This window comes from Pseudomonas protegens (genome assembly GCF_003732485.1).
Lineage (GTDB): Bacteria > Pseudomonadota > Gammaproteobacteria > Pseudomonadales > Pseudomonadaceae > Aquipseudomonas > Aquipseudomonas protegens_B.
On record NZ_MOAK01000049.1, the window covers coordinates 27,500 to 51,525 of the forward strand.

Below are 24,026 nucleotides of genomic sequence, written 5' to 3' on the forward strand. Positions count from 1 at the left end.
GACCAGGACTTCGCCATCAAGCTGTTCAGCTCCCGTCGGCGCTCTTCGGTGGCCAACGCCGCCGATACCGACCACTACATCTGCAGCTTTTCCCACAAGACCATCATCTATAAGGGCCTGATGATGCCGGCGGACCTCGCCGCCTTCTATCCGGATCTGGGCGATCCGCGCCTGCAAACCGCGATCTGCGTGTTCCACCAGCGCTTCTCCACCAACACCCTGCCGAAATGGCCGCTGGCCCAGCCATTCCGCTTCCTCGCCCACAACGGCGAGATCAACACCATCACTGGCAACCGCAACTGGGCCGTGGCCCGGCGCACCAAGTTCGCCAACGACCTGATTCCGGACCTGGAAGAGCTCGGCCCGCTGGTCAACCGCGTGGGTTCCGACTCCTCGAGCATGGACAACATGCTGGAGCTGATGGTCACCGGCGGCATCGACCTGTTCCGCGGCGTGCGCATGATCATTCCGCCAGCGTGGCAGAACGTCGAGACCATGGACGCCGACCTGCGCGCGTTCTACGAATACAACTCGATGCACATGGAGCCGTGGGACGGCCCAGCGGGCGTGGTCATGACCGACGGCCGTTACGCCGTCTGCCTGCTGGACCGCAACGGCCTGCGTCCGGCGCGCTGGGTCACCACCCAGAACGGCTTCATTACCCTGGCTTCGGAAATCGGCGTGTGGAACTACCAGCCCGAGGACGTGATCGCCAAGGGCCGGGTCGGCCCGGGCCAGATCTTTGCCGTGGACACCGAAACCGGGCAGATCCTCGACACCGACGCCATCGACAACCGCTTGAAGTCCCGTCATCCATACAAGCAATGGCTGCGCAAGAACGCTCTGCGCATCCAGGCCACCATGGAAGACAACGACCACGGCTCGGCCTTCTACGACGTCGACCAGCTCAAGCAGTACATGAAGATGTACCAGGTCACCTTCGAAGAGCGTGACCAGGTACTGCGTCCGCTGGGCGAGCAGGGCTACGAAGCGGTGGGCTCCATGGGCGACGACACGCCGATGGCGGTGCTGTCCCAGCGTGTGCGTACCCCTTACGACTATTTCCGCCAGCAGTTCGCCCAGGTCACCAACCCGCCGATCGACCCGCTGCGCGAAGCCATCGTCATGTCCCTGGAGATCTGCCTCGGTGCCGAGCGCAACATCTTCCAGGAGTCGCCCGAGCACGCTTCGCGAGTGATCCTCAGCTCGCCAGTGATCTCCCCGGCCAAGTGGCGTTCGCTGATGAACCTCGATCGCCCGGGCTTCGAGCGCCAGGTCATCGACCTCAACTACGACGAGAGCGTCGGTCTGGAAGCGGCGATCCGCAACGTCGCCGACCAGGCTGAAGAGGCCGCTCGCGCCGGCCGCACCCAGATCGTCCTCAGCGACCGTCATATCGCGCCGGGCAAGCTGCCGATCCACGCCTCCCTGGCCACCGGCGCAGTGCACCACCGCCTGACCGAAAAAGGCCTGCGCTGCGACTCCAACATCCTCGTGGAAACCGCCACCGCCCGCGACCCGCACCACTTTGCGGTGCTGATCGGTTTCGGCGCCTCGGCGGTCTATCCGTTCCTGGCCTACGAAGTGCTGGGCGACCTGATCCGTACCGGTGAAGTGCTGGGCGACCTCTACGAGGTGTTCAAGAACTACCGCAAGGGCATCACCAAGGGCCTGTTGAAGATCCTGTCGAAGATGGGCATCTCCACCATCGCCTCTTACCGTGGCGCGCAGCTGTTCGAAGCCATCGGCCTGTCCGAGGAAGTTTGCAACCTGAGCTTCCGTGGCGTGCCGAGCCGGATCAAGGGCGCACGTTTCGTCGACATCGAAGCCGAGCAGAAAGCCCTGGCGACCGAAGCCTGGAGCCCGCGCAAGCCGATCCAGCAAGGCGGCCTGCTGAAGTTCGTCCACGGCGGCGAATACCACGCCTACAACCCGGACGTGGTCAACACCCTGCAAGCCGCCGTGCAGCAGGGCGACTACGCCAAGTTCAAGGAATACACCGCGCTGGTGGACAACCGTCCGGTGTCGATGATCCGCGACCTGTTCCAGGTGAAGACCCTGGAGACGCCGATGGACATCAGCGAAGTCGAGCCCCTGGAATCGATCCTCAAGCGCTTCGACTCTGCCGGTATCTCTCTCGGCGCCCTGTCGCCGGAGGCTCACGAAGCCCTGGCCGAAGCCATGAACCGCCTTGGCGCGCGTTCCAACTCCGGTGAAGGCGGCGAAGACCCGGCGCGCTACGGCACCATCAAGAGCTCGAAGATCAAGCAAGTGGCCACTGGCCGTTTCGGCGTGACCCCGGAGTACCTGGTCAACGCCGAAGTGCTGCAGATCAAGGTGGCCCAGGGCGCCAAGCCCGGCGAGGGCGGCCAGCTGCCTGGTGGCAAGGTCAACGGCCTGATCGCCAAGCTGCGCTACGCAGTCCCCGGCGTGACCCTGATTTCGCCTCCGCCGCACCACGACATCTATTCGATCGAAGACTTGTCGCAGCTGATCTTCGACCTCAAGCAGGTCAACCCTCAGGCGCTGGTGTCGGTGAAACTGGTGGCGGAAGCCGGCGTCGGCACCATCGCTGCCGGTGTGGCCAAGGCCTATGCCGACCTGATCACCATCTCCGGCTACGACGGCGGCACTGGCGCTTCGCCGCTGACCTCGATCAAGTACGCCGGTGCACCGTGGGAACTGGGCCTGGCGGAAACCCACCAGACCCTGCGCGGCAACGACCTGCGCGGCAAGGTCCGGGTACAGACCGACGGCGGCCTGAAAACCGGCCTCGACGTGATCAAGGCCGCCATCCTCGGCGCCGAGAGCTTCGGCTTCGGCACCGCGCCGATGATCGCCCTGGGCTGCAAATACCTGCGCATCTGCCACCTGAACAACTGCGCCACCGGCGTGGCGACCCAGAACGAGAAGCTGCGCAAGGATCACTACATTGGCACCGTCGACATGGTGGTGAACTTCTTCACCTACGTCGCCGAGGAAACCCGTGAGTGGCTGGCCAAGCTGGGCGTGCGCTCCCTGGAAGAACTGATCGGTCGTACCGATCTGCTGGAAATCCTCGAAGGCCAGACCGCCAAGCAGCACCACCTGGACCTGACCCCGTTGCTGGGCAGCGACCACATCCCGGCAGACAAGCCGCAGTTCTGCCAGGTGGACCGCAACCCGCCGTTCGACAAGGGCCTGCTGGCCGAGAAAATGGTCGAGATGGCCCGCTCGGCGATCAACGACAAGAGCGGTGCCGACTTCGCCCTGGATATCTGCAACTGCGACCGTTCCATCGGTGCGCGGATCTCCGGTGAAATCGCCAAGCTCCACGGCAACCAGGGCATGGCCCAGGCGCCAATCACGTTCCGCTTCAAGGGCACTGCGGGGCAGAGCTTCGGCGTGTGGAACGCCGGCGGCCTGAACCTCTACCTGGAAGGCGATGCCAACGACTACGTGGGCAAGGGCATGACCGGCGGCAAGCTGGTCATCGTTCCGCCCAAGGGCAGCGTCTACAAGACTCAGGACAGCGCCATTATCGGCAACACCTGCCTGTACGGCGCCACCGGCGGCAAGCTGTTCGCCGCCGGCACCGCGGGCGAGCGTTTTGCCGTGCGTAACTCCGGTGCCCACACGGTGGTGGAAGGCACTGGCGATCACTGCTGCGAGTACATGACCGGTGGTTTCGTCTGCGTCCTGGGCAAGACCGGTTACAACTTCGGCTCAGGCATGACCGGCGGTTTCGCCTACGTGCTCGACCAGGACAACACCTTCGTTGACCGGGTCAACCACGAACTGGTGGAAATCCAGCGGATCAGCGGCGAAGCGATGGAAGCCTATCGCAGCCACCTGCAGCGCGTGCTGAACGAGTATGTCGAGGAAACCGACAGCGAATGGGGTCGTAACCTCGCTGAGAACCTCGACGACTACTTGCGTCGCTTCTGGCTGGTCAAGCCCAAGGCGGCGAGCTTGAAGTCTCTGCTCTCCAGTACTCGCGCGAATCCGCAGTAACGCAGCTGCAGGCTACGAGCCTCAAGCGGCAAGCTTGAAGCTCGTGCGCGGTGTGCCGACTTAATGTGATTGTCTTGCAGCTTGAAGCTCGTCGCTTGAGGCTGTCGTAAAGAGGTTCCTGAACATGGCCGAACGTCTCAATAACGACTTCCAGTTCATCGAGGTCGGGCGTAAAGACCCGAAGAAGAAACTGTTGCGTCAACGCAAGAAAGAGTTCGTGGAGATCTACGAACCCTTCAAACCCCAGCAGTCGGCCGACCAGGCCCACCGCTGCCTGGGTTGCGGTAACCCGTACTGCGAATGGAAGTGCCCGGTGCACAACTTCATTCCCAACTGGCTCAAGCTGGTGGCCGAGGGCAACATCCTCGCCGCCGCCGAGCTGTCGCACCAGACCAACACCCTGCCGGAAGTCTGCGGCCGGGTCTGCCCGCAGGATCGTCTGTGCGAGGGTGCCTGCACCCTCAACGACGGCTTTGGTGCGGTGACCATCGGCTCGGTGGAGAAGTACATCACCGACACCGCCTTCGCCATGGGCTGGCGTCCGGACATGTCCAAGGTCAAGCCCACCGGCAAGCGCGTGGCGATCATCGGTGCGGGCCCGGCAGGCCTGGGCTGTGCCGACGTGCTGGTGCGTGGCGGCGTGACCCCGGTGGTGTTCGACAAGAACCCGGAAATCGGCGGTCTGCTGACCTTCGGTATCCCCGAGTTCAAGCTGGAAAAGACCGTGCTGAGCAATCGTCGCGAAGTCTTCAGCGGCATGGGCATCGAGTTCCGCCTGAACACCGAGGTGGGCAAGGACGTGACCATGGAGCAACTGCTCGCCGAATACGATGCGGTGTTCATGGGCATGGGCACCTACACCTACATGAAGGGCGGCTTTGCCGGTGAGGACCTGCCGGGCGTGTATGACGCTCTGGATTTCCTGATCGCCAACGTCAACCGCAACCTGGGCTTTGAAAAGTCGCCGGAAGACTTCGTTGACATGAAAGGCAAGAAGGTGGTGGTACTGGGCGGTGGCGACACCGCGATGGACTGCAACCGCACCTCGATCCGCCAGGGCGCCAAGTCGGTGACCTGTGCGTACCGTCGTGACGAAGCCAACATGCCCGGCTCGCGCAAAGAGGTGAAGAACGCCAAGGAAGAAGGCGTGAAGTTCCTCTACAACCGCCAGCCGATCGCGATTGTCGGTGAAGACAAGGTCGAAGGCGTGAAGGTGGTCGAGACCCGTCTCGGCGAGCCGGACGCCCGTGGCCGCCGCAGCCCCGAGCCGATCCCGGGCTCCGAAGAGATCATCCCGGCCGACGCCGTGGTCATCGCCTTCGGTTTCCGCCCAAGCCCGGCGCCGTGGTTCGAGCAGTTCAGCATCCAGACCGACAGCCAGGGCCGCGTCGTGGCCCCGGAACAGGGCAAGTTCAAGCACCAGACCAGCAACCCGAAAATCTTTGCCGGTGGCGACATGGTGCGCGGTTCTGATCTCGTGGTGACGGCGATCTTCGAAGGGCGTAACGCCGCCGAAGGCATCCTCGACTACCTGGGCGTCTGATCGCTGCTGTAGGAGCCGGCTGGCCGGCGAGCAACGATAACGCGGTGCTGTTGATGCACCGCATTGATCGCTTCGCCAGCAAGCGGGCTCCTACGGGATCTGTGCCCGTCCCCGTGACAAATTGACCCCATAGACATAAAGAAACGGCTCTCGCCGTGCCTTTTGTGTCGCGCTCTGAGAAAATGCCCCCACTTTTTTTCCGGATGCCGACATGACTGCCCTGAAGAACGACCGTTTCCTTCGTGCCCTGCTCAAGCAACCCGTAGACGTCACCCCGGTGTGGATGATGCGTCAGGCTGGGCGCTACTTGCCTGAATACCGTGCCAGCCGCGCCAACGCCGGTGACTTCATGAGCCTGTGCATGAACCCGGAGTTCGCTTGCGAAGTCACGCTGCAGCCTCTGGACCGCTATCCACAGCTGGATGCGGCCATCCTCTTCTCCGACATCCTGACCATCCCCGATGCCATGGGCCAAGGCCTGTACTTTGAAACCGGTGAAGGTCCGCGCTTCAAGAAGGTGGTCAGCACCCTGGCCGACATCGAAGCCCTGCCGATCCCCGATCCGCAAAAGGACCTGGGCTATGTGATGGATGCGGTCAGCACCATTCGTCGCGAACTCAATGGCCGGGTGCCGTTGATCGGTTTTGCCGGCAGCCCCTGGACCCTGGCCACTTACATGGTCGAAGGCGGTTCGTCGAAAGACTTCCGCAAGTCCAAGGCCATGCTCTATGACAATCCGCAAGCCATGCACCTGCTGCTGGACAAGCTGGCCCAGTCGGTAACCTCCTACCTCAACGGGCAGATTCTGGCCGGTGCGCAGGCGGTGCAGATTTTCGACAGCTGGGGTGGCAGCCTCTCGGCGGCGGCCTATCAGGAGTTTTCCCTGGCCTACATGCGCAAGATCGTCAGCGGCCTGATCCGCGAGCACGACGGGCGCAAGGTTCCGGTGATCCTGTTCACCAAGGGCGGCGGTCTGTGGCTGGAGAGCATCGCTGACGCCGGCGCCGATGCCCTGGGCCTGGACTGGACCTGCGACATCGGCGAGGCCCGTCGTCGTGTCGGCAGCAAGGTTTCCCTGCAAGGCAACATGGACCCCACCGTGCTCTACGCCAATCCGCAGGCGATCCGCAGCGAAGTCGCGCGCATCCTCGCCAGCTACGGCACCGGCAGCGGCCACGTGTTCAACCTGGGCCATGGCATCACCCCGGAAGTGAAACCGGAGCACGCCGGAGCCTTCCTGGAGGCGGTTCACGAGTTGTCGGCGTCATACCACGCATAAGCGCCACCCCACAAAAAACGCCCGGCATCTGCCGGGCGTTTTCATTGGCGGACACTTTCTGTAGGAGCCAGCTTGCTGGCGAATGGGCTCTCGAGACTTGCGCCTGCCTGGCGGCCGCCTTCGCTGGCAAGCCAGCTCCTACAGGGGCCCTCCGGCACAGACCCGATCCGTGTAGGAGCCGGCTTGCCGGCGAATAGGCCCTCGAGACTTGCACCTGCCTGGCAGATGCCTTCGCTGGCAAGCCAGCTCCTACAGGGGCCCGCCGGCACAGACCCGATCCGTGTAGGAGCCGGCTTGCCGGCGAATAGGCCTTCGAGACTTGCACTTGCCTGGCGGTCGCCTTCGCTGACCAGGCGTTACAAAGGCGGTAGTTTGGCCAGTTTCATGGCAATCAGCAGTGCCCCCACCAGCAAGGCGCCGATAAACAGGCCGATGCCGTTCCAGCCCGCCAGGTGCCAGAACACCCCGCCAGCGGTGCCGGCAATGCTTGAACCTGCGTAGTAGCTGAACAGGTACAGCGATGAGGCCTGGCCCTTGGCCTTGGTGGCCCGGCGGCCGATCCAGCTGCTGGCCACCGAGTGGGCACCAAAGAAGCCGAAGGTGAACAGCAGCATGCCAATCAGCACCAGGGACAGCGGCGTCAGCAGGGTCAGGGCGATCCCCGCCAGCATCAGTACGATGGTGCCCCACAGCACCCGGCGCCGGCCCAGTTGATCCGCCAGGGCACCGATCTTCGCCGAGCTGTAGATCCCCGACAGGTACACCACCGACAGCATCCCGACCCAGGCCTGGCTCAGGTGATAGGGCTCGGCCAGCAGACGGTAGCCGATGTAGTTGAACAGGGTGACGAAGGCCCCCATCAGCAGGAAACCTTCGAGGAACAGCCAGGGCAGGCCGGCATCGCGAAAGTGCATGGCAAAGCCGTCCAGCAGGCTGCGTGGGTGCAGCGAGCGGGGGCGGAAGTTGCGCGACTCGGGAAGGATGCGCCAGAACACCGCGGCGGCGATCAATGCCAGGCCGCCGATCACCAGCATCGCCGTGTGCCAGCTGACGAAGTCGATCAGCACGCCGGTGATCAGTCGTCCGCTCATGCCACCGATGGCATTGCCGCCGATGTACAGGCCCATGGCCAGGCCGATGTGCTGGGGGTGAATCTCTTCGCTGAGGTAGGTCATGGCCACCGCCGCCAGCCCGCTCAGGGACAGCCCCACCAGCGCCCGCATCAGCAGCACTCCCTGCCAGCTGGGCATCAGTGCGCTGGCGATGGTGCACAGGGCGGCGGCGAGCAATGCCGCCACCATCACCGGCTTGCGGCCGATGCGATCGGAAATGGGCCCGGTGATCAGCAGACCGATGGCCAGCATGCCCGTCGACACCGAGAGGATCAGGCTGCTTTGCGCCGCATTGATGGAAAACTCCCGGGACAGCAACGGCATCATCGGTTGCACGCAATACAGCAGGGCGAAGGTGGCAAAGCCCCCGGAGAACAGCGCCAGCACCGTGCGCATGAACATCGGCGTGCCTTTCTCGATGTAGACCTCGTTGAGGTCGGCGACCACTTCGTCCAGGGGCGTAGAGGGAAGGGTGTGGGCAAGGGGGGCAACAGCGGTTTTCACGGGGACCTCGGGGGGAACGCAGCCGGTCAGGCAATGGAAAAAAGCATATAGCTGGCTAATGATCATTTCCAATATATTGTTCGACCTGTTTGATAGCTTTAACGACTCAATGGAATTGCCCATGGAATTGCGTCACTTGCGCTACTTCATCGCCGTCGCCGAAGAGCTGCACTTCGGCCGTGCGGCCCAGGTTCTGGGTATCTCCCAGCCGCCTCTGAGCCAGCAGATCCAGGCCCTGGAGCAGGAGGTGGGCGCCCGGCTGTTCGAGCGAACCAATCGTCGGGTCGAGCTCAGCGAGGCCGGGCGCCTGTTCCTCGAAGAAGCGCGCCTGGTGCTGGCCCAGGTGGACAAGGCGGCGGATGTGGCGCGGCGTGCGCAGTTGGGCGAGCTGGGGGAGCTGAAGATCGGCTTCACCTCGTCGGCGCCGTTCAACTCGACCATTCCCCAGGCGATCTTTGCCTTTCGCCAGCGCTTTGCTGCCGTGCATCTCAAGCTCAAGGAAATGAGCAGCACCCAGGTGGCCGAAGCCTTGGTGGACCAGACGATCCAGGTGGGCATCATGCGGCCCTTGCCCTTGCCGGACTCTCTGTCGGTGGTGGAGCTGCTGCGCGAGCCGCTGGTGGCGGTGCTCAGTTCCAAGCATCCGCTGGCCAGTGGCAGCGAAGAGGGCCTGCACCTGGCCGCGCTGGCCCAGGAGCCTTTTGTATTCTTCCCCCGCAGCTATGGCAGCGGCCTGTATGCCCAGTTGCTGAGCCTGTCCCGGGATGCCGGTTTCACCCCGCATTTCGCCCAGGAGGCGGCGGAAGCCATGACCATTATCGGCCTGGTGGCGGCGGGGCTCGGGGTGTCGGTGCTACCGGCGTCCTACCAGCGCATGCGCATCGATGGCGTGGTCTATCGTCGGCTGCTGGACCCGGAGGCCATGTCGGCGGTGTGGCTGGTACAGCGCAAGGACCAGTGCTCGCCCATGGCCAAGGCCTTTGTCGAGCTACTGACGCGCAAGACCGGGGCCACGCCCTGAGGGACTGTTGGGGCGTACCGGAGTCTGCAGGAACACCAGATCGCCGCGCAGGGCCACTCCGGCCATCAGCACCCCGGCGTGGCATTCGTAGGTGTTGAGGTCCTTGCGCACGTGGTGCTTGTAGTAGCTGACGATGTTGGTCACCGCGTTGGCGCCGACCCGCTTGGCTGCGGCTTGCAGGGTGATCAGCGCCGACTGTAGGGCCCATTCGCAGGCGGCGATATCGCTCTTGTTGAAAGCGTTGGTCTTCTTGTTGGTGGTGACTTCGGTGAGCCGTACCTGGAGCACCGGCGGCAGCGGGTTGCCGGCCAGATGGAAGCTCACGCTGCCGTCCAGGCGCCCGGCGCGCTCGGCGTCGGCCACGACTTTCTCGAAGGGCATGTACATCAGGTTGGTGGCCTGGCTGGTGGGGCTCAGGACCGCTAGCAGGGCCAGGGCAATCAGCGCTTTCACTTGCATGGTCGGCTCCTTGACGGACGTGAAAGAGGAGCCACTGTCACGCCGGCCAATGCCCGATCGCGCCACTTGGCTCCCGCAGGCGGCGATGACCCGGCCTGCTGTTGCGAGTGTAGACGGCGATTGGCGTGCTTCCGGAAAAAACCCGGAAACGCAAAGGGCGCCCCAGGCGCCCTTTGCGTTGTCAGTCGCAGGTCACTGGACCTTGGACAGATCCCCGCGCAGCGCGACGCCAGCCATGATGGCGCCGGCATGGCACTCATAGGTGGTGGCGTCCTTGCGCTCACGGCTCTTGTAGAAGCTGGCGATGTCGGTCACGGCGTTGGCGCCGACTTTCTTCGCCGCTTCATGCAGGGTGATCAGCGCCGACTGCAAGGCCCATTCGCAGGCCACCTGGTCGGCCTTGCCGAAGGCATTGGTCTTCTTGTTGGTCACGGCGCCGGGGCTCAGCACGCTGACCTTGCCGGCCGGCTTGTTGCCGGCCAGGTAGAACTTCACGCTGCCGTCGATCTTGCCGGTGCTGATGGCCTCGGCCACCACCTTGTCGAAGGGCAGATACAGGGTGGTATCGCGGGCCTGGCTAATACTGGGCAGGGTGCACAGCAGCAGGGTGGCGGTGGCCGCCAGTGTCTTCAAACGCATCGCATTCTCCATGACATCAAAGGGGGTGAAGCAGCCCTGTGACCGGGGTCACAGGGAGAGGCTCATTGCGCGGCCGGGAAGCTCTTGGCCGCCGCGTCGGACAGCTGTTGCGCGGTCCGTTCGTTCTGGTTGTCCCGCAGCTCGCGCAGGATGCCCTTGTCCAGCAGGCGCACCCAGCGGATGTAGTTCTTGTGGATCTTGCCGTCCTTGTAATCCAGGTCGCGGCTGTCGCGGTAGACGATCTTGTAGTAGCTGGCGGAGTACTGGATATCGATCTCGGCGTGGAACTGTTCACGCACGGTGATCTCGGCCTGGATCAGCTCCGGGCTGATGCGCTGCACGGTCCACTTGCGGGCCACCAGGTTCTTCAGGATCGCCTGCTTGACCTGCTCCTGGTCGGCCTGGATGGTGGCCGGGATCACTCGGTTGGGGGTGTACATGCGCTTGCTGGTGCAGGCGGTGACGCTCAGCAGGGCGAGGACGATGAGGGTGGCGCGAAACAGGGAGGACATTCCATTTCTCCAGTGAGGTGAGGCATTAGGACCAGCGGCGGAAGATCAACGAGGTGTTGACGCCGCCAAAGGCAAAGTTGTTGTTCATCACGTATTCGTGGCTCATGGCCCGGAAGCCGCCCTGCAGGTAGTCCAGCTCGCCGCAGCGGGGGTCGACCTGGTCCAGGTTGCAGGTGTGCACGTACAGATCGCGGTTGAGCATCTCGATGCTGAACCAGGATTCCAGCGCGCCGCAGGCACCCAGGGTGTGGCCAAGGAAGCTCTTCTGCGAACTGATGGGCATGCGATTGCCGAACAGACTGCTGGTGGCCTGGGTCTCGGCAATGTCGCCCTGTTCGGTGGCAGTGCCATGGCCGTTGACGTAGCCGATGGCCGCCGGGAACAGGGCCGCATCCTCCAGCGCCAGCTCCATGGCCCGGCGCATGGTGCTCTGCTCGGGGCGCGTGGTGTGCTGGCCGTCGGCGTTGCTGCCGAAACCGACGATTTCCGCGTGAATGCGCGCGCCGCGGGCCAGGGCGTGTTCCAGCTCTTCGAGCACCAGCATGCCGCCGCCTTCGCCGATCACCAGGCCATCGCGATCGGTGTCGTAGGGGCGCGGGCTGGTGTGCGGTGCATCGTTTTTCAGGCTGGTGGCATAGAGCGCGTCGAACACCATGGCCTCGGTGGGACACAGCTCTTCGGCGCCGCCGGCAAGCATCAGTGGCAGGCGCCCGAACTTGATCGCTTCATAGGCGTAGCCGATACCCTGGCTGCCACTGGTGCAGGCGCTGGAGGTGGGAATCAGGCGTCCGGTGAGGCCGAAGAAGATGCTGATATTGGCCGCGGTGGTGTGGGGCATCATGCGCACGTAGGAGTTGGCGTTGAGCCCCTCGGCCACCGAGTTCAGCAGCATGTTGCCGAAGGCCTTGATCTCGTCGGTGCTGCCGGTGGACGAACCACAGGCCACGCCCATGCGCCCGTCCTTGATCGACGGGTCGCCCAGCAGCCCGGCGTCGGCCAGGGCCTGCTCGGCGGCGCCCACGGCGAGCCGCGAAACCCGGCCCATGCTGCGCAGTTGCTTGCGGGTCCAGTGGCCGGGCACCTGGAAGTCATCGATGGGGCCGGCCAGGCGGGTATTGAGCTCGCTGAACCTGTCCCACTCGTCCATGCGCCGGATGCCGCTGCGGTTGGCGCCGAAGCGCTCGGCGATGCTGGCCCAGTCGCTGCCCAGGGAGGTGATGCCGGCCATGCCGGTGACAACCACGCGTTTCATCAGCACAGGCCCCCGTTCACCGCCAGCACCTGGCGGGTGATGTAGGCGGCCTCGGCGGACATCAGGAAGTTCACCGCGCCGGCCACTTCTTCCGGGGTGCCCATGCGCTGGGCGGGGATCATCTTCATCAGTTCGTCCACCGGCACGTTCTCGTCGAGCATGGCGGTGTCGATCAGCCCCGGGGCCACGCAGTTGACGGTGATCTTGCGCTTGCCCAGCTCGATGGCCAGGGCCTTGGCGGCGCCGATCAACCCGGCCTTGGAAGCGCTGTAGTTGACCTGGCCACGGTTGCCGATCAGCCCCGAGACCGAGGTGATGCAGACAATGCGCCCCGCGGCGCGGCGGCGGATCATCGGCATCATCACCGGGTGCAGGACGTTGTAGAAACCGTCGAGGTTGGTGCGCAGCACCTGGTCCCAGTCCTCTTCGCTGAGGGCCGGAAAGGCGCCGTCGCGGGTCAGCCCGGCATTGAGCACGACACCGTAATAGGCACCATGAGTCTCAACGTCGGCTTCCAGTGCGGCCTTGCAGGCCGCTCGGTCAGAGACGTCGAATTGCAGGATGCGGGCGCTGCGGCCCAAGGCCTCGACTTCGCCCTTGACGGCTTCGGCTTCGGTGCGGCCGCTGCGGCAATGCAGCACCAGGTCATAACCGGCCTGGGCCAGACGCAGGGCGATGGCACGGCCGATGCCACGGCTGGAGCCGGTGACCAGTACGGAGTCAGTCATGACGGAGTTCCTGTAGAAGAGGCAGGTGTTTCATGCAGATAGTCGGCAGCCTGAGGGGGACGGAATACGTTCAGGCGCGCGCTGGCGGTAATGCCGGGGCCATTGAGGTGGCATTCGAACACACCCATGCCGTTGTCGTCCTCAAGGGAGCGCAGGGCATGGATTTCCAGGGTGCTACCAACGGGAAAGTGTTCGACATTGCATTCGAATTTACGGGTGCCCAGAAGAAAGCCCAGCTCCACCGGCAAGCCCTGCTGGCGGGCGCGGCAGCCGGCGTAGGCGGCCACGCTCTGAGCCATCAGTTCGATGCCGACCCAGGCCGGCAGGCTGCCGTCGGGGCGGTTGAACAGGCCTCCAGGGCGGATTTCGAGGCGGGTGCGGATCTGTTCTTCATCAAAGGCCAGGACCTGATCGATGAGGATCATGTCCCCGGCATGGGGCAGCAACTCGGCGAGCGGCCAGTCAATCATGGGGCGTCTCCGATTATCAGGCTGACGTTGTTGCCGCCGAAGGCGAAGGAGTTGCTCATCAGGTAGCGTGATGGATGCAGTGCCAGGCGGTCGGCGGAGGTGACCCAGCGCAACGGCGGCAAGGCCGGGTCGGCCTGGGCATCCCAGACATGGGGCGGCAGCGCCTGGCCGGGGTTGTCGGCACTCAGGGCCAGCCAGCAGAACGCCGCTTCCAGGGCCCCGGCGGCCCCCAGGGTGTGGCCGCTCATGGGCTTGGTCGATGAGCAGGGCACGCCTTCGGGGAACAGCTGCGCCACCGCCAGGCTTTCCATGGCGTCGTTGTGCTGGGTGGCGGTGCCGTGCAGGTTCAGGTAGTCGATCTGTTGTGGCTGCAAGCCGGCACTGCGCAAGGCCAGGCTCATGGCCTGCAAGGCCCCTCGACCGTCGGGGGCCGGGGCGGAAATATGGTAGGCGTCGGAACTGGCACCGCCGCCCAGCAGGGCAATGGGCGAGTCACGGCCCGGTTCCTTGCTCATCAGGAACAGCACCGCTGCTTCACCGATATTGATGCCGTCGCGGTGGCGGGAAAACGGATTGCAACGCTGAGCGGACACCGCCTCCAGGGCGGTGAAACCGTTCAGGGTGAGCTTGCACAGGCTGTCGACCCCGCCGCACAGCACCGCGTCGCACAGGCCCAGGTCCAGCAGGCGCCGGGCGCTGATCAGGGCTCGGGCGCTGGAGGTGCAGGCGGTGGAAATCACATACGCCGGGCCGCAGAGTTGCAGCCAGTCGGCGAGAAAGTTCGCCGGGGCGCTGAGCTCCTGCTGACGGTAGTCGTAGTCGGCGGGAAATTGCCGGTCCTGCAGATAGCGGGCAATGCCGCGACTGGCCTCGTCGATGCCCGAGGTGCTGGTGCCCAGGACGATCCCGATGCGGCCACGGCCGTAGCGTTGGATCGCCTGCCGGATGTCGTCCTCGATCTGCAGGGTGGCCTCCAGCAGCAATTGGTTGTTGCGGCTGTTTTGCGCTTGGAAGCCACTGGGCATGCAGGCCAGTGGACCGCGCACCGCCGCCACCGGCAAGGTGCGCTCGGGCACCCAGTGGCTTTCCTCGCGCATGCCTGAACAGTCGCCGGCAAACAGGCTGCGGGCGACTTCCTGGCGATTGCGGCCCAGGGCGCAGATCACCCCGAGGGCATTGAGGTAGGCCGTCATGGCGTGGCCTCGGTGCTCAGTGCAGTGATGTGGTAGTGCGGGCCTTGAGGCAGGTTCAACTCGAAATCCAGAAGTTGTTGATAGTCAATCCGCCAGCGTGGGCCGAGGGTACGTTGGGCGCCTTGCTGGTGGGCGCCCGGGTAGTTGGCGGCCAGTTCCGCCTCGGGTGTGAGGGCGAACAGCAGGGCCGCGAACAGCTCCCGGGCCTCCGGGTTGGGGGGCAGCAGGCCGTCGGCCTGCCACTGGCCGTGCACCAGGCGCTGACGGGCCTGGGGAATGCCCAAAGGGTCCATCAGCGACCAGCGCAGGTCCGGGCCTTCGGCCTGGATCACCAGCAGCCAGTCCTGGCGTTGGCCATCTGCCTGGCGCTGCACATGCAACTGCAACGGCAACATCAGGGAAGGCGTGCGCTCGGGCAGCGGAGCCTGACTGACGCAAGCGCTCAGCAACAGGACACAACCGAGCAGCAGAACGCGGATCATGCGGGCAGGCCTTCCTCGACGACAGGGGGATTCAGGGGCTTGCGGGCCACCACATTGACCAGGGTTTCCTCGCGCTCACCCACCGGCGGCGGCTGGCGCAGGCCCAGGCGCTCCAACAGGCCGAAGTCTTTGGCGCGGCTCCACCACAGGTAAGGATAAGACACATTCTGCGGGCCGAACTCAAAGCCCTGCCGACGAATCATCTCTAGATACTCGGCGGCGCTTTTCTGTACATGCATCGGATGGCGGAACAGCCAGCGGATTACCCAGGTGTCGATGTAGGCCTCGGTGGATTCGGCGAACAGCAGGTAGCCTCCGGGCTTGAGCACGCGATAGAACTCGGCCAGGGCCTTTTCCTGCTCCACCAGGTGATGGAAGGTCTGGTGGCAGAACAACAGGTCGACGCTGGCGTCCGCCAGCTCCAGGGTCGCGCAGTCGCTGCCGATCAGCTCCACCTGCAATTGCTGGCGCCGGGCTTCCTCGGCGCTGAGCTTGAGGCTGTGGGGATCGGCGTCGAGGCCGATCAGGCGCTGCGGGGCGAATACCTGGCGCAGGTACTGGAACGACTTGCCCTGGCCGCAGCCGGCATCCAGCAGCACCGGGTGGGCCGGCAGCTCGCCGTCGAACAGCGAGCGCAGGTCATTGATCGCCACCCGCAGCACATGGTGCTGCCAGGTGTGGCTGCGCAGGAACCAGAAGCCGAAGCGGGTTTCCTCGACGTAGCTGTCGCTCAGGTACTGGCTGGATTGCTCGCTCATGCCACGTCCCTCGCGCAGACTTCCGACAGGGCCTTGAGCCGGCGCTTGGGCTCGCTGACGAAGGGGTTGCGTTCATCCCAGGCGTAACCGGCGAGGATCGAACTGATCATGCGGCGGATTTCCGGCGAGCTGCCGGGGTGGTAGATCACGTCCTGGAACGTGCCGGCATACCAGCCTTCGACGTAGCAGCGGAAGGTGTCGACGCCGCGCTTGAGCGGTTCAGCGAACTCGCTGTGCCAATCGACGCTCTGGCCTTGCAGCTGACGGTGCAGCACCGCGGCCGCCATGCTCGATGAACGCATGGCAATGGTCACCCCGGAGGAGAACACCGGATCGAGGAACTCCGCGGCATTGCCCAGCAGGGCGAAGCCCGGGCCGTGCAGGGTGGTGACGTTGGCCGAGTAGCCGCCGATGGTCCGCGCCGGGGTGTCCCACTCGGCGTTTTCCAGGACCTTGGCCAGGCTCGGGGTTTCGCTGATGAAACCGCGCAGGCAGGCGTCCAGGTCGCCATCGCGCCCGGCGAAGTGTTCGTCGGCGGCCACCACGCCCACCGAGCAGCGACCGTTGCTGAAGGGGATGCTCCAGAACCAGATGTCGCGGTGTTCCGGGTGGGTGGTGATAAGGATCTTGTTGCGGTCGAAGTGCTCGCAGTCGATGCGGTCCTCGACATGGGTGAACACCGCCCGGCGCACCGGGAAGTTCGACGGTGCTTCCAGTTCCAGCAGGCGTGGCAGGACCCGGCCGTAGCCGCTGGCGTCGAGGATGAAGTCGGCTTCGATGCGGTATTGGCTGCCGTCTTCACGGCGGCAGTCGAGCTGCGGCAACGGCCGCTCCACATCCACCGCGACAATCTCTTCGCCGTAGCGGATCTCGACCCCTTGCAGGGCGGCCTGATCGGCCAGCAGTTTGTCGAAATCGGCCCGCTGCACCTGGAAGGTGGTGGGCTTGCCATTGCTGAAGGTGTCACCAAAATCGAAGGTGCTGTAGTGCTCGCCCCAGGCGAAGGCTGCGCCGTTCTTGAGTTGGAAACCGGCGGCTTGCACCGCCTCCAGCATGCCGGCTTCCTCGACGAAATCCAGGCAGTGGGACAGCAGGCTTTCACCGATGGAGAAACGCGGGAAATGTTGCCGCTCGACGATCAGCACGTCGTGGCCCTGGCGCTTGAGCAGCGCGGCCGCGATGGCCCCCGAGGGGCCGGCACCGATCACCACGACCTGGCGACGTTCCATTTCAACTGTTGGCACTGGGGCTCCTTGCCGGTTCGGCGATGTTCAGGTTCAAGGGGGCCACGTTCAGCGCGGCCGGGGGAGTTCTGTGCAGCCCGGCCAGGGCCGGTAGCAGGGTGGCGATCAGGCCCATGAGCATCAGCGCGAAGTACAGCGCCGGGCTGATCAACTGTTGTTGCAGCAGCAGGTTGAGAAAGACGATCTCGCTCAGGCCGCGAATGTTCAGCAGCAGGCTTTCGCGCCAGCGGCTGGCACCCTCGAAGGAGGCGCCGGCCCAGCTCAGGCCCAGCCAGTTGCCCAGCAGCTTGCTGGCAATCGGCAGCAACAGCAGCGCCGCCAGTTGCACCCAGCCCAGGCTGTCCATGGCGCTGTGCACGTTGATCTGCACGATGCCGAAAGTCAGGATCAGCGGGATGGCGACAAAGGTCTGCAAGCGGTTCATCCAGGCAGCCTTTAACGGCAGCACCAGCGGTAGCTTGAGGGCGGCCATGCACAACAGGTAGCCGATGCCGAAGATCAGCGCATTGAGCTTGTAGTGCTCGGCCACCATCAGCAGACCGAAGAAGCCCAGGCTGTGCAGCAGGGGTTGGCGCAGGCCAAGGACCCGCAGCACCAGGGGCAGACAGGCGCCCGCCAGGGGCAGCAGCAGGCTGCTTATCTGCAGGCTGCCCTGGGCCAGGGCGAACAGGCTCCAGCAGGTCAGGTCGATGAGGATCGCGGTCTGTACCAGGCGCCGGGTGGCGGCGGGCGGGTACTGGATGTGCCGCAGGTACAGGTAGAGCACCGGGATCGCGGTAATGGCGAACAGCAGGCCCACCGCCAGGGAACTGATCCAGGGTTGCGCCGGCAGCAGCCAGAAGGCTGTGGCCAGGCCACAGGCAAAGGGAATGCAGAAGCTCGGCACGGCGATCTTCAGGCTCTGACGGTCCAGGCGCAGGTCGATCACGTCACTGAGGATGTGCCCCAGCAGCAGGGCGAAACTCAGGCCGTAGAGGGACTTGAGCCATTGCGGCGATACCAGCTGCGCGCCGCCCAGCTGCCAGTGGGGTTCGATCCATAGCAGCATCAGCAACGGCAGGCCGAAGGTCGCCAGCAGCAGCTGGCTGACAATCGGAATCAGGCCCAGGTGGCGCCCCACGTGGGTGGCCAGGGCGAACAGGGCCAGGGCCAGCAGCCAGAACAGCAGGATCAGCATGGCGGGTGCTCCGCGGCCGGCGCCGGATGCGGCGTGTGGCCGGCCCAGGGCGCGAGGATAAAGCTGAAGGCCAGCCCCAGACTCACCGCCAGCCCGAAATTGCTCACCGCCGGGGTGCTGGACACCGCCAGCAGACCGAACGACAGCCAGGTGGTCAGGGCCGCCAGCAAGGTGCCCAGCAGGCTCACGGCGGCGCCGCCGATCTGCTCGCGCATGAGGATCGCGTAGTCGACGCTGATGGCGGTCACCAGCAGCAGGCCGAACAGGCTGAACAGGGTCAACGGCTGGCCCAGCCAGCCGAGGCTGGCCAGGCTGCACAAGGCTGCCAGCAGCGGCAGCGCCACCAGGCGCAGGGCCCCCCCGAAACCGAAGGGCAGGATCAGCAGCAGTACGATCAGCACGCAGGACGCCAGCTTGAGTTCGGCGGCGCTGACCTGGGTTGCGGCGAACACCCGGTTCAGCTCGCCCAGGCGATCCACCAGTTGCACCCCCGGCAGGTCATCGGCCTGGACCCGCAGCAGGGCGGCGTCGTTCAGACCTTGCAGGCTGACCATGGCCGCCACGCCGCTGGCGTTGTGGCCCAGCCACAGCGGCCGATAAGGCTCGGCCAGGGGGCCGGTGAGCGCGGTATCGATGTCGGCCAGGGGCAGGTCTTGCAGCTGTTTCAGCTCCGCTTGCAGGGCCGGCAGTGGCACCCCCAGCGCCAGCAGTGGCTGCCAGACGCCCGGCAGTTGCTTGAGGGCCTCGCGCACTTGCTGCTGCTCTGCGGGTTGGCTCACCAGTTGGTCCAGGGACAGGTAGCCCTTGAGCTTGCCCAGGTTCTCCAGTTGTTGCAGGCGCAGGTCCAGCGCCCCCAGGCGCTCCAGCAATTGCTGCTGGTTGGCCGCGCGCACCAGGAAGAACTGGCTGGTGGGTTGATAGCCAGTGATCCGGGCAATGGCCTGGGCTTCTTGCATCAGTTGCGGTGGTGCACCGACCCATTGGCGGATGTCGTTCTTGCTCTCGAGCTGCCATAAACCAGCGGCGCAGAACAGCGCCAACAGCGCCAGCAACGCCGGGCTCGGCACGCGTTTGAGCAGCGCGGCACGCACCCGGAGCAGGGCCTCGGCGACCCGCAGCGGCCATTGCGCCGGACGCAGCTCGACGCCCTTGAGCAGTGCCGGCAGCAGGCACACCGCCGACAGGTAGGCCCCCAGCAGGCCGGCGGCGGAGAATACGGCGATCTGGGTCAGGGCCGGGAACGGGGTCCAGGCCAGGGCCAGGTAGCCGATGCAACTGGTGATCAGGCTCAGGCTCAGCCCCGGCAGGGTCAGGCGCAGGGCCGGCCAGCTGCGCCAGGGTTTCAGGCTCCAGCTCTTGGACAGGTAATGCAGGGGGTAGTCGACGGCCACGCCGATCAGGCTCGAGCCCAGTACCAGAGTCATGACGTGCATGCGCCCGAACAGCGCGACGCAGGCCACGGCGCCGAACAGCATGCCCACCAGCACCGGGACGAAGGCCAGCAAGGCGCGCCAGCGGCGGAAGGCCAGGAGCAGCAGCAAGAGGATGCCCAGGGTGGCGCCCCCGCCGACCCAGGTGATTTCCCGGCTGGCCTGCTGCTGGCCGTTGGCGGCATACAGCAAGCCGCTGGCGGCCAGTAGTTGTACACCGCTCTGGCTCGCCTGTTCGCGGCTGTGGCCTAGCAGCTCGGCCACTTGCAAGGGCAACTGCATGTCGAAGGCATTGCCGCGGGTGCGGGCCCGCAGCAGGACCCAATGTTTGCCATCGGCCTCGGCCACCAGGGCACCGCTGCCGATGTCCAATTGCACCGCGCCGTGTTGCGGCTGGCTGTTCTGAATGCGTCCGGTCAGGCCCAGCCAGTCATCCTGGCTCGGCACCAGGGAGAAGCCGGCAAAGGGGTCGAAGAGGCTTTGCACGCGCTGCTCGATGAACGCCTGGGGCTGGCTGATCAACTGCTCGCGGTCATGGGCCGAGAGCATGGCCAGGCGTCCTTGCAGCAGTTGCTTGCGCAAGGCCGGCAGGTCGGCTTGCAGGTTCCACTGGACCTTCTCGAACAGCCCGCTGGCCTGCCATTGCTCGGCCAGTTGCCGGGCCATGTCCACCGCTTGCTGGCGCTCGGCCTGTCCCACCAGCACCAGGATTTCCCGGTTCAGTGGTTCCTGCATGCGCTGTTCGGCCTGCAGCTCCAGGGCGTCCGGGGCGGTGCCGGGTACCAGCTCCATCAGGTTGGCGGACAGGGGCGCGCCGTGGCGCCATTGCCAGGCGCCCAGGGCCAGCACCAGGGCCAGCAGGATCAGGAAGGACCGCGGCAGCCAGCGTTCACTCGGCAAAGTCATGTTGCTCCGCTTCGCTCAAGGGGGGGGCACTGCTGCTGTCCTGCATGAGCAGCAAGGTACGGTCGCCCTGGGCTTCCAGCAGTTCGATGCGTTGCACCAGCTCGCCGCCGTCGATGTTGATCTGGTTGAAGATCTGTTTGAGCAGCAGGGAGCGGGGGATCAGTTGCAACTGCCAGTTCTGCGCGCTGCCTTGCAGCTTGAGTTCGAAGTCGCGCTGCAGGCCACTGCTGTCGCCTTGCAGCACGGCGAGGAACAGGCGGTTCTGTTCGGCACCGGCACTCTTGCCCGGAAGCATCTGCCAGCCGTCGGCATCGCGCCGGGCAATGCCGGCGGCGGTGATGCGGTAGTCCTGCTGCAGCGGGGTCTGCAGCAGCCACAGCAGGCCATGGTTTTTCGCCAGGACGAAGTGACCCTTGCTGGTCAATGGCTGGGGCAGGGCCCGCAGGTATTTTTCCTGGATGAAGCGGCCGTGGATCACCTCCGGCCGCGACAGCTGGTCGCTCAACTGTTGCAGATCGAAGGCCTGGGCCAGCCCCGACACACACCACAGCACCAAGAGCGTAGGCGCGAGCTTGCTCGCGAACCGCCGCACCACAGTGCTCAGCGCCGTGCACTGGGCAGACAGACCAACAATCCTCGCGAGCAAGCTCGCTCCTACCTTCATGGCAGGGCCTTCGCGACAGCGTCGGTGAAGACCTTGGGCGAGGCCAGCTGCATTTCCCGGCTGGCGATCTCCACGGCCACCTGCACCGAGCTGGCGCGGGTCAGGCGCTCGCCACTGGCCAGGTCGGTGATCAGGTAGTTGATCTTCAGCCGGTTCTCCCACTCCACCAGGCTGGCGCGCACGTTCAGGGTCTGGCCAAACACTGCGCCGCGCACGTAGCGCAATTGCAGATCGATCACCGGCCAGGCGTAGCCGGATTCGAGCATCTGGTTGTAGTTGTGGCCGAGCTTGTCCAGCAAGGCGCAGCGGGCGACTTCCAGGTACTTGACGTAATGCCCGTGCCAGACGACGTGCATGGTGTCGACGTCGAAGAACGGCACCTGGATCTGGGTGTCGGCGTGGATCACTCCCTTGCTACGCATGCAGCCTCCAGTGTTGTTCGGCGATACGTTGCAGGCACAGGCGCAGTTCGTGCTCCAGGGCGCGGTCTTCGATCACCGGTGCGAAGTCCTCGGCCAGTTGCCGGTGCATGGCATCCAGGGCTGGTGGCAAAGGCCGGGCATCGGCTTCCTGGCTGCGCAGCCAGACCCCCTGGTTGGCCGCCAGCAAGGTGGCGGCAGCCACCTGCTCGGTGAGCTCCAGTACGCGGATGGCGTCGCGGGCGGCGATGGTGCCCATGCTGACCTTGTCCTGGTTGTGGCACTCGGTGGAACGCGAGAACACGCTGGCCGGCATGGTGTTTTTCAGGGCTTCGGCGGTCCAGGCACTGGCGCCGATCTGCACCGCCTTGAAGCCGTGGTTGAGCATGGCGCGTTCGGCGCTGGCGCCGGACAGGTTGCTCGGCAGGCCGTGGTTGTAGCGCACGTCCACCAGCAGCGCCAACTGCCGGTCCAGCAGGTCGGCGACGTTGGCCACCAGGTTCTTCAGGCTGTCCATGGCAAAGGCGATATGCCCGCCGTAGAAGTGCCCGCCGTGCAGCACGCGCTCGGCCTCGGCGTCGATGATCGGATTGTCGTTGGCGCTGTTGAGTTCGGTTTCGATAAAACCCCGCAGCCAGTTCAGGCTGTCGGCCAGCACGCCGAGAACATGGGGCGCGCAGCGCAGGGAGTAACGGTCCTGCAGGCGGTGCAGGGGCGCGGTCGGCGCGTCGATCGCCAGATCCTGGCGCAACCATGCAGCCACTTGCATCTGCCCCGGGTGCGGCTTGGCGGCGAACAGGCGCTCGTCGAAGTGTTCCGGGTTGCCTTGCAGGGCCACTACGTTGAGGGCGGTGATACGGGTGGCCAGGCGCAGCAGGTAATCGGCCCGGGCAAAGGCCAGGCAGGCCAGCCCGGTCATTACCGCGGTGCCGTTCATCAGCGCCAGGGCTTCCTTGGGCCGCAGCACCAAGGGCTCCCAGCCCAGCTGGCGGTGCACCTCGGCGGACTCACGGCGTTCGCCGCGGAACAACACCTCGCGTTCGCCGGACAGGGTGGCCGCCACATAGGACAGCGGCGTCAGGTCGCCGCTGGCGCCCACCGAGCCCTCTTCCGGGATCAGCGGCAGGATGTCCTGGTCGAGGAAGGCCTGCAGGCGCTCCAGCAGTTCCACGCGCACCCCGGAGACGCCGTGGCACAGCGACTGCAGGCGTGCGGCCAATACAGCGCGGGTGGCTTGGGCGTCCAGCAGCTTGCCCAGGCCGCAGCCATGGAAGGTGTACAGATGGCGCGGCAGCGCCTCGACGTGCTGCAGCGGCACGGCCACCACGCAGGAGTCGCCGTAGCCGGTGGTCACGCCATAGATCACCCCTTCCTTGTCCAACAGGGAGTCGAGGAACTGCGCACCCTTGGCGATCCGCTGGCGCCATGTGGCGTCGGCTTGCAGGCGCGTCGGTACCTGACGGTTGGCCAGGGCCAGCACGTCTTCGATGCGCAGGGGGTGTTCGCCGAAGGTTACCGGCTCATGGGTCGAGGTCGTCATCGGTCTTCCAGAATGGGTAAAAGTTGAACCATTGTTGCGGGGCCTGCAGACAGTACTGGCCCAGGCGCTCGGCGTAGCGGGCGGTCCACTGGGCGATCACCTGCTGGCGGTCATTGCGCTTCCACTGCACGGCCTCGGCGAAGGGCTCGAGGATCACCTGGTAGCGGCCCTGCTGTTTCAGGCACAGCAGCAGGTTGACCGGGCACTTGAGCAGCCCGGCCAGCAGCCAGGGACCCTGGGGGAAGGCCGCCTGATGGCCGAGGAAATCCACCCGCACGTTGCGCCCGCCGTGCAGCGGTACGCGGTCGCCGGCAATCGCCAGCCATTCGCCGCGATCCAGGCGCTGGCTCAGTTGCAGCATGATCGCCGGGTCCAGCTCGCTGACCTGGATCAGCCGCAGGTTGCTGGCCCCGGCCTCGCCCAGCAGGCGGTTGAAGCGTTCGGCGTGCTTGGTGTGCACCAGCACGTTCATGGTCACCTGCTCACCCAGCTCGGCCAGGGCCCGGCACACTTCCAGGTTGCCCAGGTGCGCGCCCACCAGCATCTGTCCGCGTTCACCACGCAGCTGATGACGCAACTGCGCCGGGTCGACGATTTCGATCTGTTCGATGCGCAGCTTGCCGTTCCACACATCGAGCTTGTCCAGCAGGGCGTCGGCAAAGGCCATGAACTGGCCGAACACCCGCCAGTGGCTGGGGGGG

21 protein-coding genes are annotated in these 24,026 nt (G+C 65.2%); 4 read left to right on the forward strand and 17 right to left on the reverse strand.

The genetic code is table 11. The features are described from left to right. The 3 genes from gltB to hemE form a co-directional block, all read left to right on the forward strand. Positions 1-3,993 (forward strand): glutamate synthase large subunit (gene gltB / locus BLX41_RS12165; protein ID WP_259744754.1); only part of this gene is annotated, 3,993 nt, incomplete at its 5' end. Between the two features lie 124 nt (positions 3,994-4,117). Beyond that, positions 4,118-5,536, forward strand: coding sequence for an FAD-dependent oxidoreductase (locus BLX41_RS12170; RefSeq protein ID WP_123725072.1), 1,419 nt, complete (start codon positions 4,118-4,120; stop codon positions 5,534-5,536). Between the two features lie 211 nt (positions 5,537-5,747). Further along, positions 5,748-6,815 carry a uroporphyrinogen decarboxylase gene (hemE, locus tag BLX41_RS12175; protein WP_123725073.1) on the forward strand — a complete coding sequence of 356 codons (1,068 nt, stop codon included), beginning with the start codon at positions 5,748-5,750 and terminating at the stop codon, positions 6,813-6,815. Between the two features lie 356 nt (positions 6,816-7,171). Here the strand turns inward: hemE and BLX41_RS12185 are convergent, their stop codons facing one another. Further along, on the reverse strand, positions 7,172-8,383 hold the full coding sequence (locus tag BLX41_RS12185; RefSeq protein ID WP_404942764.1) for an MFS transporter: 1,212 nt from the start codon (positions 8,381-8,383) through the stop codon (positions 7,172-7,174). A 169-nt stretch (positions 8,384-8,552) separates the two neighbouring features. Here BLX41_RS12185 and BLX41_RS12190 point away from each other — a divergent pair, with 169 nt between their 5' ends. Then, on the forward strand, positions 8,553-9,452 hold the full coding sequence (locus BLX41_RS12190; RefSeq protein WP_123725103.1) for a LysR family transcriptional regulator: 900 nt from the start codon (positions 8,553-8,555) through the stop codon (positions 9,450-9,452). Here BLX41_RS12190 and BLX41_RS12195 read toward each other — a convergent pair. The 16 genes from BLX41_RS12195 to BLX41_RS12270 form a co-directional block, all read right to left on the reverse strand. Beyond that, positions 9,420-9,911 carry an excinuclease gene (locus tag BLX41_RS12195; protein ID WP_123725075.1) on the reverse strand — a complete coding sequence of 164 codons (492 nt, stop codon included), beginning with the start codon at positions 9,909-9,911 and terminating at the stop codon, positions 9,420-9,422. The genes BLX41_RS12190 and BLX41_RS12195 overlap by 33 nt on opposite strands. A gap of 192 nt (positions 9,912-10,103) precedes the next feature. Continuing rightward, positions 10,104-10,550 (reverse strand): excinuclease, encoded by a 447-nt coding sequence (locus BLX41_RS12200; RefSeq protein WP_123725076.1) that lies wholly within the window; start codon positions 10,548-10,550, stop codon positions 10,104-10,106. Positions 10,551-10,612: 62 nt separating this feature from the next. Then, on the reverse strand, positions 10,613-11,062 hold the full coding sequence (locus BLX41_RS12205; RefSeq protein WP_102882076.1) for a hypothetical protein: 450 nt from the start codon (positions 11,060-11,062) through the stop codon (positions 10,613-10,615). A gap of 25 nt (positions 11,063-11,087) precedes the next feature. Further along, positions 11,088-12,314 carry a beta-ketoacyl-ACP synthase gene (locus BLX41_RS12210; protein ID WP_123725077.1) on the reverse strand — a complete coding sequence of 409 codons (1,227 nt, stop codon included), beginning with the start codon at positions 12,312-12,314 and terminating at the stop codon, positions 11,088-11,090. Next, positions 12,314-13,042, reverse strand: a complete 729-nt coding sequence (gene fabG / locus BLX41_RS12215) for a 3-oxoacyl-ACP reductase FabG (RefSeq protein ID WP_123725078.1) — start codon at positions 13,040-13,042, stop codon at positions 12,314-12,316. Before fabG ends, BLX41_RS12210 begins: the two co-directional genes overlap by 1 nt. Further along, entirely contained in the window at positions 13,039-13,512 is a 474-nt protein-coding gene (locus BLX41_RS12220; protein ID WP_123725079.1) for a hotdog family protein, read from the reverse strand. Before BLX41_RS12220 ends, fabG begins: the two co-directional genes overlap by 4 nt. Next, positions 13,509-14,705 (reverse strand): beta-ketoacyl-[acyl-carrier-protein] synthase family protein, encoded by a 1,197-nt coding sequence (locus BLX41_RS12225; protein ID WP_123725080.1) that lies wholly within the window; start codon positions 14,703-14,705, stop codon positions 13,509-13,511. The genes BLX41_RS12220 and BLX41_RS12225 overlap by 4 nt, the downstream gene beginning before the upstream one ends. Further along, the gene (locus tag BLX41_RS12230; RefSeq protein WP_123725081.1) at positions 14,702-15,187 is read right to left on the reverse strand and encodes a hypothetical protein; all 486 of its coding nucleotides are present in this window, start codon (positions 15,185-15,187) and stop codon (positions 14,702-14,704) included. Before BLX41_RS12230 ends, BLX41_RS12225 begins: the two co-directional genes overlap by 4 nt. Continuing rightward, the gene (locus tag BLX41_RS12235; RefSeq protein WP_123725082.1) at positions 15,184-15,945 is read right to left on the reverse strand and encodes a class I SAM-dependent methyltransferase; all 762 of its coding nucleotides are present in this window, start codon (positions 15,943-15,945) and stop codon (positions 15,184-15,186) included. Before BLX41_RS12235 ends, BLX41_RS12230 begins: the two co-directional genes overlap by 4 nt. Beyond that, positions 15,942-17,189, reverse strand: coding sequence for an NAD(P)/FAD-dependent oxidoreductase (locus BLX41_RS12240; protein ID WP_123725083.1), 1,248 nt, complete (start codon positions 17,187-17,189; stop codon positions 15,942-15,944). The genes BLX41_RS12235 and BLX41_RS12240 overlap by 4 nt, the downstream gene beginning before the upstream one ends. Then, positions 17,176-18,366 (reverse strand): cation:proton antiporter, encoded by a 1,191-nt coding sequence (locus BLX41_RS12245; protein ID WP_123725084.1) that lies wholly within the window; start codon positions 18,364-18,366, stop codon positions 17,176-17,178. The genes BLX41_RS12240 and BLX41_RS12245 overlap by 14 nt, the downstream gene beginning before the upstream one ends. Further along, positions 18,360-20,702 carry an MMPL family transporter gene (locus BLX41_RS12250; protein WP_123725085.1) on the reverse strand — a complete coding sequence of 781 codons (2,343 nt, stop codon included), beginning with the start codon at positions 20,700-20,702 and terminating at the stop codon, positions 18,360-18,362. The genes BLX41_RS12245 and BLX41_RS12250 overlap by 7 nt, the downstream gene beginning before the upstream one ends. Continuing rightward, a complete protein-coding gene (locus tag BLX41_RS12255) occupies positions 20,686-21,366 on the reverse strand; it encodes an outer membrane lipoprotein carrier protein LolA (protein ID WP_123725086.1) in 681 nt (226 codons plus the stop codon). The genes BLX41_RS12250 and BLX41_RS12255 overlap by 17 nt, the downstream gene beginning before the upstream one ends. After that, complete coding sequence (locus BLX41_RS12260) at positions 21,363-21,788, reverse strand: acyl-CoA thioesterase (RefSeq protein ID WP_123725087.1); 426 nt, start codon at positions 21,786-21,788, stop codon at positions 21,363-21,365. The genes BLX41_RS12255 and BLX41_RS12260 overlap by 4 nt, the downstream gene beginning before the upstream one ends. Further along, positions 21,781-23,325: an HAL/PAL/TAL family ammonia-lyase gene (locus tag BLX41_RS12265; protein WP_123725088.1), complete on the reverse strand. Its 1,545-nt coding sequence runs from the start codon at positions 23,323-23,325 to the stop codon at positions 21,781-21,783. Before BLX41_RS12265 ends, BLX41_RS12260 begins: the two co-directional genes overlap by 8 nt. Further along, positions 23,306-24,026: LpxL/LpxP family acyltransferase (locus tag BLX41_RS12270; RefSeq protein ID WP_259744757.1), on the reverse strand; the 721-nt coding region annotated here is incomplete at its 5' end. The genes BLX41_RS12270 and BLX41_RS12265, both read right to left, overlap by 20 nt.

Bases quoted from the DNA above. Each gene is read 5' to 3' on its own strand.
- BLX41_RS12250 (WP_123725085.1), bottom strand. From the start codon at position 20,702: ATGACTTTGCCGAGTGAACGCTGGCTGCCGCGGTCCTTCCTGATCCTG.
- BLX41_RS12235 (WP_123725082.1), bottom strand. From the start codon at position 15,945: ATGAGCGAGCAATCCAGCCAGTACCTGAGCGACAGCTACGTCGAGGAA.
- BLX41_RS12245 (WP_123725084.1), bottom strand. From the start codon at position 18,366: ATGCTGATCCTGCTGTTCTGGCTGCTGGCCCTGGCCCTGTTCGCCCTG.
- BLX41_RS12265 (WP_123725088.1), bottom strand. From the start codon at position 23,325: ATGACGACCTCGACCCATGAGCCGGTAACCTTCGGCGAACACCCCCTG.
- BLX41_RS12200 (WP_123725076.1), bottom strand. From the start codon at position 10,550: ATGCGTTTGAAGACACTGGCGGCCACCGCCACCCTGCTGCTGTGCACC.
- BLX41_RS12220 (WP_123725079.1), bottom strand. From the start codon at position 13,512: ATGATTGACTGGCCGCTCGCCGAGTTGCTGCCCCATGCCGGGGACATG.
- BLX41_RS12260 (WP_123725087.1), bottom strand. From the start codon at position 21,788: ATGCGTAGCAAGGGAGTGATCCACGCCGACACCCAGATCCAGGTGCCG.
- fabG (WP_123725078.1), bottom strand. From the start codon at position 13,042: ATGACTGACTCCGTACTGGTCACCGGCTCCAGCCGTGGCATCGGCCGT.
- BLX41_RS12225 (WP_123725080.1), bottom strand. From the start codon at position 14,705: ATGACGGCCTACCTCAATGCCCTCGGGGTGATCTGCGCCCTGGGCCGC.
- BLX41_RS12210 (WP_123725077.1), bottom strand. From the start codon at position 12,314: ATGAAACGCGTGGTTGTCACCGGCATGGCCGGCATCACCTCCCTGGGC.
- BLX41_RS12195 (WP_123725075.1), bottom strand. From the start codon at position 9,911: ATGCAAGTGAAAGCGCTGATTGCCCTGGCCCTGCTAGCGGTCCTGAGC.
- BLX41_RS12255 (WP_123725086.1), bottom strand. From the start codon at position 21,366: ATGAAGGTAGGAGCGAGCTTGCTCGCGAGGATTGTTGGTCTGTCTGCC.
- BLX41_RS12205 (WP_102882076.1), bottom strand. From the start codon at position 11,062: ATGTCCTCCCTGTTTCGCGCCACCCTCATCGTCCTCGCCCTGCTGAGC.
- hemE (WP_123725073.1), top strand. From the start codon at position 5,748: ATGACTGCCCTGAAGAACGACCGTTTCCTTCGTGCCCTGCTCAAGCAA.
- BLX41_RS12170 (WP_123725072.1), top strand. From the start codon at position 4,118: ATGGCCGAACGTCTCAATAACGACTTCCAGTTCATCGAGGTCGGGCGT.
- BLX41_RS12190 (WP_123725103.1), top strand. From the start codon at position 8,553: ATGGAATTGCGTCACTTGCGCTACTTCATCGCCGTCGCCGAAGAGCTG.
- BLX41_RS12230 (WP_123725081.1), bottom strand. From the start codon at position 15,187: ATGATCCGCGTTCTGCTGCTCGGTTGTGTCCTGTTGCTGAGCGCTTGC.